Genomic DNA, 15,250 nt, shown 5'->3' with positions numbered 1-15,250 from the left:
CCTCGACCGCACGGCTCCGCTCAGGCGGCGCAGTCCGTGCAGATCATCATGCCGTTGCTCTCCTTGGCGAGCTGGCTGCGGTGGTGGACCAGGAAGCACTGTCCACAGGTGAACTCGTCGGCCTGCTTGGGCAGGACCCGGACCGACAGCTCCTCGCCGGACAGGTCGGCACCGGGCAGCTCGAAGCCCTCCGCCTGCTCGGTCTCGTCCACGTCCACGCTCGACGAGGTCTTGTCGACCCGCCGCGACTTCAGCTCCTCGAGCGAGTCCTCGCTGAGGTCGTCGTCGGTCTTGCGTGGCGCGTCGTAATCGGTTGCCATCTGGTTTCTCGCTTCTCCTCGTGCGCCTGCGTCTGTGTGGCGGAGAACGCCCGGTGGGCCACGCTTGTTCCCGCCCGGAGGCCCGGTCTCGCCCACCCGAAACTTCTCTCTGCGTGCGCGGATTGTGCCTGAACATCCTCGCGATGTCACGTCGGCCCATTCACCCGCTGAGACGCAGGCCGCGCCACCGCCCGTCAAGACCGTTTCCGGACCAACCGCTCACCCCCGCTTTGCCCTTCCGCGACCCGGTCCGGTGCACAGTGGTGCTGCCCAGCCGCGGTAGGGTCTGCCGACCCGACCGAATCCTTCCACCGGCCCGGAGGTGCACCATGACCCAGTTCGTCGACGAGATCCGCCAGCGCGTGAGCGCCACCCTCGACGAGCTCGCCGAGGCGCAGGCCGCCGGCGACGAGTACCGCGTCCGCGTGCACACCGGCGAGCTCGAGTCCTTCGCCCGCCTCGCCCAGGACAACGACATCCACGTCCCTGAGCTCGTGCCGTTCGCGGCCGCCTGACCCCCGACGCCGGCCCCGGGGTCAGCAGCACCCGCGGGCGGCCGGCTCCTCCGAGGACGCGCGTCTCCCCAGAGGTGCGCGTCCGCCGCACGAGTGGGCGCTGCTCGACGCACCCGTGGCGGATACACGCACTCCTGGCCCGGAAGCGTGGGGCGCCTGACGCCCCCGCCCTCCGGCCGGCTCGGCGCCGGCTGAGGACGTGAAGAGGACCCGGACCGGCTCGGCGCCGGCTCAGGACGTGAAGAGGACCCGGACCGGCTCGACGAGGGCGGGTCCGGCCGCGACGGTCAGCTCCTTGCCGGGGTCGCCCTCGGCGCCGACCACGACGCCCCCCGCCTCCTCGACCACGAGCCACCCGGCCGCGAGGTCCCAGGCGTTGAGGCCGGACTCGGCATAGGCGTCGACGGACCCGTCGGCCACACGGACGAGGTCGAGGGCGGCGCTGCCGATGCGGCGGATGTCGCGGACCTGTGGCAGGACGTGTCGCAGCACCTCCGCCTGCCTCGCACGCTTGTCGGGGTCGTAGCCGAAACCGGTGGCGAGCAGGGTGCGCCCGAGCCGCTCCTCCGTGGAGACGTGGAGCCGCGTCCCGGGGTCGTCCGGCGTCGCGCCCTCGGGCCGGGTCCACGCCCCACCGCCGCGCCGGGCGTGGTGGACGAGGCGCAGGCACGGGTCGGCGACCGCGCCCACCACCGGCGTCCACGCCCCGTGGACCGCGGGGTCGCCGACGACGACGGCGACGGACACGGCGTAGGCGGGGACCCGGTAGAGGTAGTTGACGGTCCCGTCGATGGGGTCGACGACCCAGGTCAGGCCGGACGTCCCGGCGACATCCGCACCCTCCTCGCCGAGGATGCCGTCGTCCGGACGCGCCTGCTGGATGAGCCGGTGGAGCAGCTCCTCGGAGCGCCGGTCCATGACGGTGACGACGTCGGTGTCCGTGGACTTCGTCGCCGCGACGCCGACGCCGTCCGGGCGTTCGTCGCGGATGAACCGCGACGCCTCGGTGGCGATGGCGACGACGGTGCGTTCCAGCTGGGCCAGGTCGAGGCCCTCGGGCAGCCCCGGGTCGGCTCCGGCGCTGGGTCGGGCGCTGGGTCGGGCGCTGGGCCGGGGGTTGATGGCGGGGCTGGTGGCGGGGCGGGTGGTGTCGGTCATGCGTCCTCCTCAGTCGCGGCCGCACAGGGCCGGTCGGGCCGCGCGCAGGTTCGGGCAGCAGCCGGGTGCGCACACCGAGGGCATCCGACCCTCGTAGGTCGGGACGGCCTCCCCGCGGGCCTCGGCGGCCCGCTCGAGCAGGGCGTCGACCAGGTCGCGCACGAAGGTGTCGGCCGCGCCCACGGTGGGCACCCGGACGAGACGGACGCCGAGACGGTCGCACGTCCGCTTGGCCTCCGTGTCGAGGTCGTAGACGACCTCCATGTGGTCCGAGACGAAGCCGATCGGGGCCAGCACCACGGTCGTCACCCCCTCGGCCGCCAGCTGCTCGATGCGGTCGTTGACGTCCGGCTCGAGCCAGGGCTGGGTGGGCGGCCCGGACCGCGAGCAGTAGACGAGCTCACCGGTGAGGTCGCGACCGAGCACCCGACCGGCCTCGTCGGCCAGCCGCGAGGCGAGCGCCAGGTGCTGGCGCCGGTAGAGGTTGCCCTCGCCGTCGCCGGGTCCGGACGTGTCGTCCATGGCGTCCGGGATCGAGTGCGTGACGAACAGCAGGGCGAGGTCACGGTCGGGCAGCCCGTCTAGCGCGCGCAGGGACCGGACCAGCTCCTCGAGGTTGGCGGCGGCGAAGCCGGGCCGCGGCGCGTACGGGGCCACCTTGTCGATGCTCAGCTCGATGCCGTCCTCGCGCAGCTCGGCGGCCGCGTCGGCGAGGTTCTCGCGGTACTGACGGCACGAGGAGTAGGACGAGTAGGCGCTCGTGGTCAGGGTGAGGACGCGTCGGTGCCCCGCCGCATGGGCGTCGCGGAGGGCGTCGACGACGAACGGCTCGCTGTTGCGGTTGCCCCACACGACCGGGGCGTCGAGGCCGCGCCCGTCGAGCTCGCGGCGCAGCGCGGCGACGAGGGCACGGTTCTGGTCGTTGATCGGGCTGCGGCCGCCGAAGAGGTGGTAGTGCTCGCCGACCTCGGCGAGGCGCTCGTCGGGAATGCCCCGGCCGGCGGTGACGCGGCGCAGGAACGGCATGACCTCGTCGGGGCCCTCGGGGCCGCCGAAGCCCAGCAGGAGCACCGCGTCGTAGGGCTCGAGCGAGGACCCGCTCGGGCCGGGTGCACCCGGCCCCGGAGCGGGCCCTGGAGCCGACCCTGGACCCGGCGTCGTGCCGGGCCGGTCGCCGCTGCTGGGGGTCTGCGCTGTCATGGGGTGGCCGTGGCCTCTCGTCGGGGTCGGGGCTCGGGCGTCTGGGCGCCGGTGCCGGTGGTCGTGGGTCCCGGTGGCCGGTCAGGGACCGGACCGCAGGGGGGTGGGGGCGTTGAGGTCGAGGCGGACGGCGACCATGCGGACGGCGAAGACGAGGCCGACGGCGGTCCACAGCAGCCAGTCCCGCAGCGAACCGAGCTGGGCGGCGGCGACGATGACGACCGCGCCGAGCATGGCCGGCACGGCGTAGAGCTCGCGTCGCAGCACCTCGGGCACCTGCCCGGCGAGCACGTCGCGCACGACGCCGCCGCCGACCGCGGTGATGATGCCGACGAGGACCGCGGCGACGGGCGCGACCCCGGGCGTCGTGACGGCCTTGAGGCTGCCGGACACGGCGAAGACGGCAAGGCCCGCGGCGTCGAGGACCCGGACGAAGCGCGACGTGCGCTCGACGGCCGGGTGGTAGAGGAAGGTGACGAGCCCGCCGAGACCCGCGGCCGTGAGCAGCCGCCAGTCGCTGATGCCCACCGGCGGGACGTCACCGATGAGCAGGTCGCGCACGATGCCGCCGCCGAGCGCCGCGGCGCACGCGAGCACGAGGACGCCGAAGAGGTCGAGCCCCTTCTTGACGGCGACGAGACCGCCGGAGAGCGCGAAGACGAACACGCCGACGATGTCGAGGGCGAGCTGGGCGGAGGCGTACGAGGTGGGCATGCCACAGCAAACGGTACCTGCGCGGCGTGGGCGCTTTCGTGCCCGCCCGCCCGGTGGCATGCTCGACGCACATCCAGCCCACCGACCCGTCCGACCCCACCCACCGAAGGACCCTTCCATGCAGCACCTCCGGCTCGTCGGCGTCCACGAGGACGGCACGCACCTGCTGCTGACCGACGACGACGGCAACCGGTTCGCCCTCCCGCTCGACGAGCCGCTCCGGGCGGCCGCGCGTCGCGACCGGCCCCGGCTCGGGCAGCTGCAGATCCAGGTCGCGGGGGGCCTGCGCCCCCGGGACGTCCAGGCGCTGATCCGGGCCGGCATGTCCGCCGAGGACGTCGCGGACCGGGCCGGCTGGCCGGTCGAGAAGGTGCACCGGTACGAGGGTCCCATCCTCGCCGAGCGAGAGCACGTCGCCGGGCTGGCGCGGGTCGCCCGGCTCCGCGCCCGGGGCGCGTCGCACGGCGGGTCCCCGACGCTCGAGGCCCGGGTGTCCGAGCGCCTCCGGTCGCGCGAGATCGACCTCGGCACGGTCCGGTGGGACTCCCGCCGTACCGAGGCGGGAACGTGGACTGCCCTGCTGCGCTTCAGCGCCGGGGGCCGCGAGCGCGAGGCCGCCTGGCACTACGACCCGCTGTCGCGCACGGTCGCGGCGCTCGACGACGAGGCCCGCTGGCTCAGCGAGGACGAGGAGCAGCAGACCCCCGGCCCCATCCCCTCCCCGCACCTGTCGGTGTCGAGCCGCCCGAGCCGCGTCTACGACGTCGAGGCCGAGGGAGGCGTCGGCGAACCCCGCGACAGCGGTGACGCCCGACGCGCGACCGGCGCCTCCGCGAGCGCCCGGCGCCGCGAGGGCGAGACCGTCGACCTCATGGCGGCGATGCGCGAGCGCAGCGCGCAGCGCCGCGGACGCCGCCGGCCACGCGCCACCGAGGTGCCCGGACTCGAGGACGCGCCGGAGGAGGCGCTGCCGCTCGAGGAGCTGGCACGCGACCCCCGCGAGGAGCTGCCGCCCGCGGCGCACACCCACCCCGAGGACGACCCCGACGTCGAGAAGCACGGGTCGGCCCAGGAGCGGATCGGTGCGGAGGCGGCCGCCCGCAAGGTCCGTCGGGCCGAGCGCACCCAGCCGGTGCGTCAGACCGACCCCACCAGCGACCCGAGCACCGACGCCGAGCTGGCCGCAGCCGAGCAGGGCGCCGTCGAGCAGGCGGCCGAGGTGGACGGAGGGGACGACCGTGGCGTCGCCGGGGCGTCGGTTGTCGCGGGTGAGGTCGACGACACCCACGACACCGACGACACCGACGACACCGGCGACACCGACGACACCGACGACACCGACGACACCGGCGACACCGACGACACCGGCGACACCGACGACACCGGCGAGCCGGGCGAGGTCGACGACACCGACCCTCCCGCCCACGCGGCCGAGGCGGCCGAGGGCGTCCGGGCGGTGGCCGACACCGGCCGGCCCCTCGGAGCCGACGCCGGGCAGGAGGAGACGGGCGAGCTCATCGAGGAGCGGGCCACGTCGGGCGACCCTCGTCCGGCTCCGGCGCGGCGCCCGTCCACCGCGCGCAAGTCCGGACGCCCGAGCGTCCCCAGCTGGGACGACATCATGTTCGGCCGTCGCGGCGACTGAGGCACCGACACCCGCGGCCGGCCACGACCGGCCCGCCTGCCCCGGCCGGATCGGTTCGTCCCCCTCAGTCGGCCTGCGTGATCGGCAACGGCGGCAGCGGGCACACGTCGAGGTCGAAGGGCAGCACCTCGGGCGAGACCGCGGCGGCGCGAGCCGCGTGCGAGGTCATCCGTCGCATGTAGTGGCGGCGGCACAGCACCTCGTACTCGACGACGCCTGCCGCCGGCTTCGTGTCCCCGACGACGACCTGCTCGCCCTCGACGACCATGACCCCGTCGAGCACGCGGGCGTTCGTCGTCGCGCGGCGACCGCACCAGCACAGGGCCTCCACCTGGAGCACTTGGACCCGGTCGGCGAGCTCGATGAGGCGCTTGCTGCCGGGAAACAGCTCGGTGCGGAAGTCGGCGGTGATGCCGAAGGCGAAGACGTCGACGTCCATCTCGTCGACGATGCGGGCCAGCTGCTCGACCTGCTCGCCGGTGTAGAACTGGGCCTCGTCGCAGACGAGGTAGTCGATGCGGTGGCCGGCGGTGGCGCGGTCGACGACGGTCTCCCAGAAGTCGAGGCTGTCCTCGACCTCGAGGGCCCCGGTCGACAGGCCGAGCCGGGAGGACAGCACGTTGGTCCCGGCGCGGTCCATCTTCGTGAAGATGAGGCCGACGCGACCGCGCGCGCCGTGGTTGTGGTCCATCTGCAGGGCGAGCGTCGACTTGCCGCAGTCCATGGTTCCGGAGAAGAAGACGAGCTCAGCCACGGGCCACCACCCTAGGACCCGAGGCGGGGCGGGACCACGACCACCGGCACGGCGAGTTCCGCCTCGCTCGTCGACCCGTGCAGGCCGAGCAGGCGCACGACCTCGGGGCGCATGACGCCGGAGTGGACGACGGCCAGACCGTCGCCCGTCACGACGAGCAGGTCGCCGATCCGTGGCGCGACGTGCGGGCTCACCACGCCGAACCAGCCCTCGTCGACGGCCTGCTCGCGGGTCAGGACGCGGGCGCGTCCGGCGAACCGTGACTCCCAGGTGGCGGCGACGTCGGCCTCCGCTCCGACCTGCGTGTAGAGCTGGAGGTTGCGCGGCTCGCCGCCGAGGTGGCGCACCCCGGTCATGAGGGCCGGTTCGTCGACGAGGTCGACGCGGGCCTCGAAGGGAACGTCGACCATGCCGTGGTCGGCCGTGACCACGACCGAGGTGTCGGCCGGCACGCTCGCGGCGAGACGGCGCAGGGCGGCGTCCACTGCCTCCACCTCGTCGCCCCACTGCCAGGACTGGCAGCCGTGGACGTGCCCCACCTTGTCGACCTCGCCCCAGTACAGGTAGACGAGCGACCGCGGCGCGGCCCGCACCGCGGCCAGTGCGGCGTCGACGCGGGCCTCGAGGGCGTGCGCGGCGCGGAAGCCCCCGCCGCGCAGGGCCGCCGTGGTCAGTCCCGAGCCGTCGAAGTAGTGCGGACCGACCATCGTCACGCGAACGCCCTCGGACTCGACCTGCTCGAAGACGGTGCGGTTCGGCTGCCAGGCGCGCGGGTCGGGTCCGTTCTCCCAGGACAGCTCGTTGAGGACCCGGTCGGTCTCGGGGTCGAGCACCTGCATGCCGACGAGGCCGTGGGCGCCGGGCGGCAGGCCGGTGCCGAACGACCCCATCGAGGTCGCCGTGGTCGTCGGGAAGCCGCAGGGCACGCGTCGCATCGCCTCGAAGCGCGAGCGCAGGAACGGCGCGTGCCCGCTGCGCTGGCGCAACAGGTCGTGACCGAGCCCGTCGACGAGCACGACGACGCTGCGCGCCGCCTCAGGCAGGTCGAGGACGTCACGTCCGGCGAAGGCGGGGACGCCGAGGCTCGCCGCCACCGACGGCAGGACCGACGCGAGGGTCGGTCCGGACCAGTCGAGCGCCGGGGCGGCCTCGCGTGGGGGCGTCGTCACCTCAGAGCGCCGAGCCGCCGCCGATGCTCGCCGACAGGACCCGCGCGAACCGCATCGCCTTGCCCACGGCGGCCTCGCCGTCCGCGGCCGAGCTGATGCGCAGCGAGATGTCGTCGGAGGCGATGGTGCCCTCGAACCCGTGGTCGGCCGTGCAGTCCGGGTCGCCGCACTGTGCGGGGATCATGTCGAGGCGGCTCACCGCGCCCCAGCCGAGCGTGAGCGTCAGGTCGCGGCCGTGGCTGCCCGGACTGAAGCTGGCCGGCTCGGACACGACGTGGGTCAGCATGACGCCCCGGACGGCCGCGAGCGGCACGGTCTCGGTCGTCGCGGTCGCCATGAGCTTGTCGTCGGGCTCGGCGTGGTCGTCCGCGTGCGCGATGACGAGGCGCTGCGGCGTGACGACGAGGACGGTGACGTGCCGCCGGACCGTCTCGTGGTCGAACGTCGTCTCCTGGTGGACGAGGTGGCTGACGACCTCGTCGTCGGCGACGGCGGACTCGACGACGTCGCACACGAGGTCCGGGTAGTAGCCCGCGCGGGTGATGTCCGCGGTGAGCTCGTCGGGAAGGGCCCGGTGGGCGTCCTGGGTCATGCGTCGCATGGGGTCATCCTTGCACTCGCGGTGGGCCGCACCGGTCAGGTCATCCGCCGGCGGCCCGGGTCCTTGCGCACGAGGGCGTGCCGCACGACGACCTCGGCCCCGAGCACGTCGACACCGCCGGTCCACGCATTGACCGGGTTGAGCTCGACCGACGCGAGCTCGGGATGGTCGTCGGCGAGGACCGAGAGCCGCGCGACGAGGTCGGCCAGTGCCGCCCGGTGCACCGGCGCCGCGCCCCGGTGGCCGTTGAGCAGGGGCGCCGCCTTGACCCCGTCGATGAGATCGGTGACGTCGACGTCGGTCAGCGGTGGGATGCGGTGGGCGACGTCGCCGAGCAGCTCGGTCGGCGGCCCGGCGACGGAGAAGGAGACGACCGGGCCGAAGAGCGGGTCCTCGCTCGCCCGCAGGACGCACGAGACGCCGGGCACCGCCATCCGCTGCACGACGAACCGGTCGGCGCCCAGCGGCCCGAGCCGCCCGGTCAGGGACGCGTGGGCCTCGCGCACCGCCTCGGCGTCGACGAGGTCACCACGGACGCCGACGAGTCCGGGCTGGTGGCGCACGACGGGCGACGTGGACTTGAGGATGACCGGGTAGGTCAGCTCGTCGGCGGCGGCCACCGCGGAGTCCGCGGTCGTCACCTCGACGGCAGGCCAGAGGCGGATGCCGTACGAACCGAGGAGGTCTCGAGCCTCGTCGCGGGTCAGGGCCCGGCCGTCGGGCGACCCGGCGAGCACCGTGTCGATGACCCGCTCCGCGCGCAGCCGGTCGATGCCGACAGGGGCGACCGGGCTGCCGCGGTCGCGCGAGCGCCACAGGGCGTACCGGGTCACGGCGTTGAGCGCCCGGATGCCGTCCTCCGGCATCGAGTACACGGGGACCGAGCGGCGCTGCCCGTCCTGCTCGTAGGAGAGTCCGTCACCGACACCACGCATGCCGAGGAACGTTGCGACACACGGCTTCTCGTGGCTGGCAGCGATGGACCGCACCGCCGTGAGCACCTCCTCGTCCTGGGTGACGAGGGGAGGGATGAAGGCGGCCACGACGCTGTCGACCTCGTCGTCGGCGAAGGCCGCGTCGAGTGCCGCGGCGAACTCCTCCGCGGACGCCTGCGGCATCAGCGACACCGGGCCGTGCGTCACCCGCAGCCCCCAGCTGAGGCAGGCCGATGCGCTGAGCGCACCGAGGGCGTCGGAGTTGCCGACGATGGCGACGCGCTCCCCCGGGGCAGCGGCTGGTGCAGGGTCAGCTGGGCGACGTCGAAGAGCTGGTGGACGTTCTCCACCCGGATGACGCCCGCCTGGCGCAGCAGGGCGTCGAAGGCCTGCGGCGGCGCGTTCGTGACGCGCGTGCGGTGCCCCGGGGGCGCCGCGTAGCTCGACACGCCCGAGGACACGACGACGACCGGCTTGACCTGGGCCAGCTGGCGGGCGATGCGGGAGAACTTGCGGGGGTTGCCCATCGACTCCAGGTAGAGGCCCACGGTGTCGGTGGACTGGTCGTCGATCCAGTACTGCAGGAGGTCGTTGCCCGAGACGTCGACGCGGTTGCCGGCCGAGGCGAACACCGAGATGCCGAGGCCGCGCCGGGCCGCCGAGGCGAGGACGGCGACGCCGAGGGCACCGCTCTGGGCGAAGAGGCCGAGCCTCCCTCGCTCGGGGATGACGGGGGCGAGCGTCGCGTTCAGCCTCACCTCGGGGTCGTTGTTGACGAGGCCGAAGCTGTTCGGCCCGACGAGGCGCATGCCGGCCCGCCGGACGCGTCGCCGCAGCCGGTCCTGCAGCCTGGCGCCCTCCTCCCCCGCGTCGGCGAAGCCGGAGGACATGACGAGCAGGGCCCGGACGCCGGCCTTGCCGCACTCCTTGACGACGCCGACGGCCTGCTCGGCCGGGACGACGACGACGGCGAGGTCGACCTGCTCGGGCACGTCGGCGATCGTCGGGTAGGCCGGCAGCCCCTGGACGGTGTCGGCGACGCGGTGGATCGGGTAGATCTCGCCCGCGAACCCGGCGGCCAGGATGTTGCGCAGCACGAGGGCACCGATCGACTCCTCGCGGCGGCTCGCCCCGATGATCGCGACGCGCCTCGGGAACAGGATCGTGCTCATGCTGCGCGCCTCGGCACGGTGCTCACGGGCCAGCTGCACGGCCTTGCTCTGCTCGGTCGGCAGGATGTCGAAGGACACCTCGACGACGCCGTCCTCGACGTGGTGCGACACCTCGTAGCCGGCCTCGCGGAACACCTGGAGCATCTTGCGGTTCTGAGGCAGCACCTCTGCGGTGAACCGGGTGATGCCGAGCTCCTGGGCGATGGCGGCGAGGTGCTCGAGCATGACCGAGCCGATGCCCTTGCCCTGGAAGTGGTCGGAGATGTTGAAGGCGACCTCGGCGCTCTGGTCGTCGATGCGGTCGTACCGGCCGATGCCGATGATCTCGTCGTCGAGCGTGGCCACGAGGGCGACGCGGTCGTGGTGGTCGACGTGGGTGAAGCGGTACACGTCGCGGTCGCTCAGCTGGCGCAGCGGCGCGAAGAAGCGCAGGTAGATCGACTCCGCTGACTGCCGCGCGTGGAAGGTGCGGATGCCGTCGGCGTCGCCGGGCCCGATGGGGCGCACGTGGGCCACGGTGCCGTCGCGCAGCACGACGTCGGCCTCCCACTCGACGGGGCCCGTCGGCGACTCGTCGGCGCCCCCGCCGGCTGCCGTCGCGGGACCGGACGCGTCGGCGCCGGCCTCGTGGTCCGCTCCCGAAACCATGGGGCCCATCGTGTCACGTCGCGTCGGTGGCGCACCCCCGGTGCGAAGGTGGCCACATGGAGTTCACCGACGTCGTCCGCGCCCGTCGCATGTGCCGCCGCTACGACCCCGACCGCGCCGTCCCGCGGGAGGTCGTGCAGCGGTGCCTCGACAACGCGGTACGGGCCCCGAGCGCCGGTTTCAGCCAGGGCTGGGACTTCCTCGTGCTGTCGACGGACGCCGAGCGCGCGCCCTTCTGGACGGCCACGGCCGAGCCGGGGTCCACGGCCACCGACGACCCGTGGCTCGCCGGCGTCAAGGCCGCACCCGTCCTCGTGCTGTGCCTGTCGGACAAGGACGCCTACCTCGACCGGTACGCCGCTCCCGACAAGGGCTGGACCGACCGTGACGAGGCCCGCTGGCCGGTGCCCTACTGGGACGTCGACACGGGCATGGCGGCCCTGCTCATGCTGCTCACGGCCACGGACGAGGGTCTCGGCAGCCTCTTCTTCGGCGTCCCACCGGCGCGGCACCCCGCGGTCAGGCAGGCCCTCGGCATCCCCGACGGACGCCGCATCGTCGGGGTCGTCTCCCTCGGGTACGCCGTCCCGGGGCCGAAGAGCCCGAGCCTGCGACGGCACCGGCGCACCGGTGCGGAGGTCGCCCACTGGGGCCGTTTCGGCGTGGCAGGTGAGCCGTCGTGAGCGGCCTGCGCGAAGATGGGGTGTTCACCCGCTAGCGGCAAGGAGCAGCACCCGGCATGGCCCGACGCACGACCACCACGCCTGCCCCCGAGGACTTCGAGGAGAAGATCGTCGGGATCGACGTCGAGGAGGAGATGCAGAACGCCTTCCTCGAGTACTCCTACAGCGTCATCTACTCCCGTGCCCTGCCCGACGCGCGTGACGGCCTCAAGCCGGTGCAGCGACGGATCCTCTACGGCGCCAACGAGCTCGGCCTGCGCCCCGACCGCGGGCACGTCAAGAGCCAGCGCGTCGTCGGCGAGGTCATGGGCAAGTACCACCCGCACGGCGACCAGGCGATCTACGACGCCCTCGTGCGCATGGCCCAGCCCTTCACGCTGCGCCTGCCGCTCATCGACGGCCACGGCAACTTCGGCTCGCTCGACGACGGCCCCGCAGCCGCCCGGTACACCGAGGCGCGGATGGCCGACGCCGCCCTGCTCATGGTCTCGGGCCTCGACGAGGACACCGTCGACTTCGTCCCGAACTACGACGACACCCAGCTGCAGCCCGGCGTCCTGCCCGCCGCGTTCCCCAACCTGCTCGTCAACGGGGCGTCCGGCATCGCCGTCGGCATGGCGACGAACATGCCGCCGCACAACCTCGTCGAGGTCATCGGGGCGGCCCGGCACCTCATCGCCAACCCGACCTGCTCGCTCGACGAGCTGATGAAGTTCGTGCCCGGCCCGGACCTGCCCTGCGGCGGCAGGATCGTCGGCCTCGAGGGCATCCGCGACGCCTACCTCACCGGCCGAGGCAGCTTCCGCACCCGCGCCACCGCACGCGTCGAGTCGATCACGCCGCGGCGCAAGGGCATCGTCGTCACCGAGCTGCCCTACCTCGTCGGGCCCGAGAAGGTCATCGACAAGGTCAAGGACCTCGTGCAGTCCAAGAAGCTGCAGGGCATCTCCGACCTCAAGGACCTCTCGGACCGCACCCACGGCCTGCGCCTCGTCATCGAGGTCAAGAACGGGTTCAACCCCGACGCCGTGCTCGAGCAGCTGTACCGGCTGACGCCGATGGAGGAGAACTTCGGCATCAACAACGTCGCGCTCGTCGACGGCCAGCCCCGCACCATGGGGCTCAAGGAGCTGCTCAAGGTCTACGTCGACTTCCGCACCGACGTCGTCCGCCGGCGCACCTCCTTCCGCAGGCGCAGGGCCGAGGACCGGCTGCACCTCGTGGACGGCCTGCTCATCGCGATCCTCGACATCGACGAGGTGATCCAGCTGATCCGCTCCTCGGACGACGCCGGCACCGCCCGCGAACGGCTCATGGGCGTCTTCGAGCTGTCCGAGCTGCAGGCCAACTACATCCTCGAGCTGCAGCTGCGCCGCCTGACGAAGTTCTCGCGGATCGAGCTGGAGAAGGAGAAGGAGACGCTCGAGCGGACCATCGAGGAGCTCCGCGCCGTCCTCGAGAACGAGAAGCTCCTCCTGAAGCTCGTCTCGACCGAGCTCGCCGACGTCGCCAGGTCGCACGGCACCCCGCGGCGCACCGTGCTGCTCGAGAGCTCCGGACAGAGCGCCACCGCGGCCGCCGCCTCGCCCCTCGAGATCGCCGACGACCCGTGCTGGGTGCTCCTGTCCTCGACGGGCCTGCTGGCCCGGACCGGCTCCGACGAGCCGGTGACCGCCGAGGGGTCGCGCTCCAAGCACGACGTCGTCGTCGGTGCGGTGCGCACCACGGCCCGCGGCGAGTTCGGTCTGGTCACCTCCGCCGGACGAGTGGTCCGCCTGTCCGCGCTCGACCTGCCGACGCTGCCGCCCACCAACGGCGCCCCCAGCCTGTCCGGCGGCGCGCCCCTCGCGGCCTACGTCGACCTGGCCGGGGGCGAGCAGCCGGTGACGATCGTGCCGGTCGGCGCCGAGGCACCCGTCGTCGCGCTCGGCACCGCGAGCGGCGTCGTCAAGCGCGTCACGCCCGACGCCCCGAAGAGCAACGAGTGGGACGTCATCGCCCTCAAGGACGGCGACACCGTCGTGGGGGCGGCGGTGGCCGACCGCGACGAGCTCGACCTCGTCTTCGTCACGACCGACGCCCAGCTGCTGCGCTTCGCCGCGAGATCCGTTCGGCCGCAAGGCCGCTCGGCGGGCGGGATGGCCGGCATCAAGCTGGCACCCGGTGCGCGCGTCGCCTGGTTCGGGGTCGTCGACCCGACCCGCGAGGGCGTCGTCGTGACGTCGGCCGGCTCGTCGGGCGCCCTGCCCGGCACCGAGGGCGGGTCGCTCAAGGTGACGCCCTACGCCGAGTACCCGGCCAAGGGCCGGGCCACCGGCGGCGTCCGCTGCCACCGCTTCCTCAAGGGAGAGGACACGCTCGTGCTCGCCTTCGCCGGCAACACCCCGGCCCGCGCGGCGGCCGCCAACGGCGTCGCCATCGACCTGCCGCCGGCCGAGGGCCGGCGCGACGGCTCCGGGATGCCGACCAGCTCGGTGATCGCCAGGGTCGCCGCTCCCCCGACGGAGGGTGCCGCATCATGACCCCACCTCCCACGGACGCCACGACACCCGACGACGGGACGGCCGACGCCGGCCACGACACGCATCCCGCCACGACCGGTCACGGCGAGCCGGCGAGCGACGCGTGCTCGGTCCTGTTCGACCACGACGGCACGAGCGCGTTCGGCACCGCCGCCCGCGCCCGGTTCTTCGTCGTCGTCGAGCAGCCCGGCCCCTGGGGCCGCGACGCCGCGCGCGAGTCGCATCTCGACCACGACCTCGGCGCTGAGCTCGACGCCCGCTCCGCCCAGGCCGGTGGGCGGTTCATGCTCGTGCGCAAGCCGGGCGGCCACCCGGCGACGGACGCACCCCGAACGGTCCTGCTCGCCCACGCCGGCGAGCAGCCGGCCGACGCCTGGCTGCTGCGGGCCCAGGTCACCAGCATCGGTGACCTGCTCGGCCTCGACTGGGGAGCCCTGGCCCGTGGCAGCGAGGCGCTCGTGCGCGCCTCCCTGCCCGGCGCGGAGCCGGCCGAGCCCAGCCTCCTCGTGTGCACCAACGGCCGACGCGACGTCTGCTGCGCGGTGCGTGGGCGACCGCTCGCGGTCCACGCCGCCCGGGTCGCGCCCGGTCGCGTGTGGGAGGTGTCGCACACCGGCGGTCACCGCTTCGCCCCGACGGCGGTGCTCCTGCCGTGGGGCCAGACCTACGCCCGGCTCGACGACCCCGCGGCCGAGTGGGTGCTCGGTGCGAGCGCCTCGGGCCACACGCCGGCGGAGCTGCTCGGACCGCTGCACGACCGCGGCCGGTCCGCTCTCGAACCGGCCGCGCAGTGCGCCGAGTCGCACGTCCGCAGCCTGCTCGGCGAGACGCACCTGCCGGCGCTCTGGGCCGGGGTGCCGGAGCCGCGGACCGGCACGGCGACCCCAGCGACCGCCCCGACGGCGACCGACGGGGCGGCGCAGGGGCCGACGGAGGGGGCTGGGGAGAGGCCGACGCAGAGGTCCACGGACACACCCGCGGAGCAGGCGGGGACCCGGGTCCCGCAGCCCGGCACGGACGTCGCGGCGACCCCGGATGCCTGGATCGTCCCGGTCACCCACCTCGACGGACGCGCGTGGCGGGTCCGCGTCGAGCGCACGTCGGCGGGCCGGGCTCGACCCGAGTCGTGCGGCAAGAAGGCGGTGCCGGTGCACGAGTACCGCGTCACCGTCGTCGCCGGGCCGTCGCCGACTCCTGCAGAGGCCTAGCCTCGA

General features: G+C 73.9%; 14 protein-coding genes. 5 read left to right on the top strand and 9 right to left on the bottom strand.

Annotation, left to right across the window (positions count from 1 at the left end; genetic code table 11):
- Positions 1–20: 20 nt before the first annotated feature.
- The gene (locus AC1VM9_RS17030; RefSeq protein WP_481342995.1) at positions 21–320 is read right to left on the bottom strand and encodes a DUF4193 domain-containing protein; all 300 of its coding nucleotides are present in this window, start codon (positions 318–320) and stop codon (positions 21–23) included.
- A gap of 329 nt (positions 321–649) precedes the next feature.
- On the opposite strand from AC1VM9_RS17030, the gene AC1VM9_RS17025 reads away from it, so the two are divergent.
- On the top strand, positions 650–835 hold the full coding sequence (locus AC1VM9_RS17025; RefSeq protein ID WP_481342994.1) for a hypothetical protein: 186 nt from the start codon (positions 650–652) through the stop codon (positions 833–835).
- Positions 836–1,066: 231 nt separating this feature from the next.
- On the opposite strand, the gene AC1VM9_RS17020 is transcribed toward AC1VM9_RS17025, so the two are convergent.
- The 3 genes from AC1VM9_RS17020 to AC1VM9_RS17010 form a co-directional block, all read right to left on the bottom strand.
- Entirely contained in the window at positions 1,067–1,993 is a 927-nt protein-coding gene (locus AC1VM9_RS17020) for an inositol monophosphatase family protein (RefSeq protein ID WP_483123489.1), read from the bottom strand.
- Positions 1,994–2,002: 9 nt separating this feature from the next.
- Complete coding sequence (locus AC1VM9_RS17015) at positions 2,003–3,193, bottom strand: ferrochelatase (protein WP_483123488.1); 1,191 nt, start codon at positions 3,191–3,193, stop codon at positions 2,003–2,005.
- Positions 3,194–3,274: 81 nt separating this feature from the next.
- Positions 3,275–3,907 (bottom strand): trimeric intracellular cation channel family protein, encoded by a 633-nt coding sequence (locus AC1VM9_RS17010; protein WP_481342991.1) that lies wholly within the window; start codon positions 3,905–3,907, stop codon positions 3,275–3,277.
- Positions 3,908–4,025: 118 nt separating this feature from the next.
- On the opposite strand from AC1VM9_RS17010, the gene sepH reads away from it, so the two are divergent.
- A complete protein-coding gene (sepH, locus tag AC1VM9_RS17005) occupies positions 4,026–5,552 on the top strand; it encodes a septation protein SepH (RefSeq protein WP_483123487.1) in 1,527 nt (508 codons plus the stop codon).
- Positions 5,553–5,616: 64 nt separating this feature from the next.
- Here sepH and AC1VM9_RS17000 read toward each other — a convergent pair whose 3' ends face one another.
- Genes AC1VM9_RS17000 through AC1VM9_RS16980 form a run of 5 tightly spaced genes read right to left on the bottom strand, consistent with a single transcriptional unit; the run spans position 5,617 to position 10,831 of the window.
- Complete coding sequence (locus AC1VM9_RS17000; RefSeq protein ID WP_481341006.1) at positions 5,617–6,306, bottom strand: thymidine kinase; 690 nt, start codon at positions 6,304–6,306, stop codon at positions 5,617–5,619.
- 11 nt (positions 6,307–6,317) lie between these two features.
- Positions 6,318–7,475: an alkaline phosphatase family protein gene (locus tag AC1VM9_RS16995; protein WP_481341007.1), complete on the bottom strand. Its 1,158-nt coding sequence runs from the start codon at positions 7,473–7,475 to the stop codon at positions 6,318–6,320.
- A gap of 1 nt (position 7,476) precedes the next feature.
- Complete coding sequence (locus AC1VM9_RS16990; protein WP_481341008.1) at positions 7,477–8,076, bottom strand: DUF5998 family protein; 600 nt, start codon at positions 8,074–8,076, stop codon at positions 7,477–7,479.
- Between the two features lie 35 nt (positions 8,077–8,111).
- Positions 8,112–9,194 carry an acetate--CoA ligase family protein gene (locus AC1VM9_RS16985; protein WP_483123486.1) on the bottom strand — a complete coding sequence of 361 codons (1,083 nt, stop codon included), beginning with the start codon at positions 9,192–9,194 and terminating at the stop codon, positions 8,112–8,114.
- 20 nt (positions 9,195–9,214) lie between these two features.
- Complete coding sequence (locus tag AC1VM9_RS16980) at positions 9,215–10,831, bottom strand: GNAT family N-acetyltransferase (RefSeq protein ID WP_483123485.1); 1,617 nt, start codon at positions 10,829–10,831, stop codon at positions 9,215–9,217.
- Positions 10,832–10,887: 56 nt separating this feature from the next.
- Between AC1VM9_RS16980 and AC1VM9_RS16975 the strand changes: the two genes are divergently transcribed.
- From AC1VM9_RS16975 to AC1VM9_RS16965, 3 genes are read left to right on the top strand one after another with little or no spacing between them, the layout of a single operon-like run.
- A complete protein-coding gene (locus tag AC1VM9_RS16975; protein WP_483123484.1) occupies positions 10,888–11,514 on the top strand; it encodes a nitroreductase family protein in 627 nt (208 codons plus the stop codon).
- A gap of 56 nt (positions 11,515–11,570) precedes the next feature.
- Complete coding sequence (locus tag AC1VM9_RS16970; RefSeq protein ID WP_483123483.1) at positions 11,571–14,036, top strand: DNA gyrase/topoisomerase IV subunit A; 2,466 nt, start codon at positions 11,571–11,573, stop codon at positions 14,034–14,036.
- Positions 14,033–15,244 carry a sucrase ferredoxin gene (locus AC1VM9_RS16965; protein WP_483123482.1) on the top strand — a complete coding sequence of 404 codons (1,212 nt, stop codon included), beginning with the start codon at positions 14,033–14,035 and terminating at the stop codon, positions 15,242–15,244. The genes AC1VM9_RS16970 and AC1VM9_RS16965 overlap by 4 nt, the downstream gene beginning before the upstream one ends.
- Positions 15,245–15,250: the final 6 nt, after the last annotated feature.

The organism is Monashia sp. HAY1-11D, assembly GCF_056868035.1.
The sequence above is the reverse complement of the archived record's forward strand: the minus strand, read 5'-3'. Positions and strand labels throughout refer to the sequence as shown.

Coding starts and splice junctions, on each gene's coding strand:
- AC1VM9_RS16970 (WP_483123483.1), top strand. CDS start 11,571: ATGGCCCGACGCACGACCACCACGCCTGCCCCCGAGGACTTCGAGGAG.
- AC1VM9_RS16985 (WP_483123486.1), bottom strand. CDS start 9,194: ATGCCGCAGGCGTCCGCGGAGGAGTTCGCCGCGGCACTCGACGCGGCC.
- AC1VM9_RS17015 (WP_483123488.1), bottom strand. CDS start 3,193: ATGACAGCGCAGACCCCCAGCAGCGGCGACCGGCCCGGCACGACGCCG.
- AC1VM9_RS17030 (WP_481342995.1), bottom strand. CDS start 320: ATGGCAACCGATTACGACGCGCCACGCAAGACCGACGACGACCTCAGC.
- AC1VM9_RS17020 (WP_483123489.1), bottom strand. CDS start 1,993: ATGACCGACACCACCCGCCCCGCCACCAGCCCCGCCATCAACCCCCGG.
- sepH (WP_483123487.1), top strand. CDS start 4,026: ATGCAGCACCTCCGGCTCGTCGGCGTCCACGAGGACGGCACGCACCTG.
- AC1VM9_RS16965 (WP_483123482.1), top strand. CDS start 14,033: ATGACCCCACCTCCCACGGACGCCACGACACCCGACGACGGGACGGCC.
- AC1VM9_RS16990 (WP_481341008.1), bottom strand. CDS start 8,076: ATGCGACGCATGACCCAGGACGCCCACCGGGCCCTTCCCGACGAGCTC.
- AC1VM9_RS17025 (WP_481342994.1), top strand. CDS start 650: ATGACCCAGTTCGTCGACGAGATCCGCCAGCGCGTGAGCGCCACCCTC.
- AC1VM9_RS16975 (WP_483123484.1), top strand. CDS start 10,888: ATGGAGTTCACCGACGTCGTCCGCGCCCGTCGCATGTGCCGCCGCTAC.
- AC1VM9_RS17010 (WP_481342991.1), bottom strand. CDS start 3,907: ATGCCCACCTCGTACGCCTCCGCCCAGCTCGCCCTCGACATCGTCGGC.
- AC1VM9_RS16980 (WP_483123485.1), bottom strand. CDS start 10,831: ATGGTTTCGGGAGCGGACCACGAGGCCGGCGCCGACGCGTCCGGTCCC.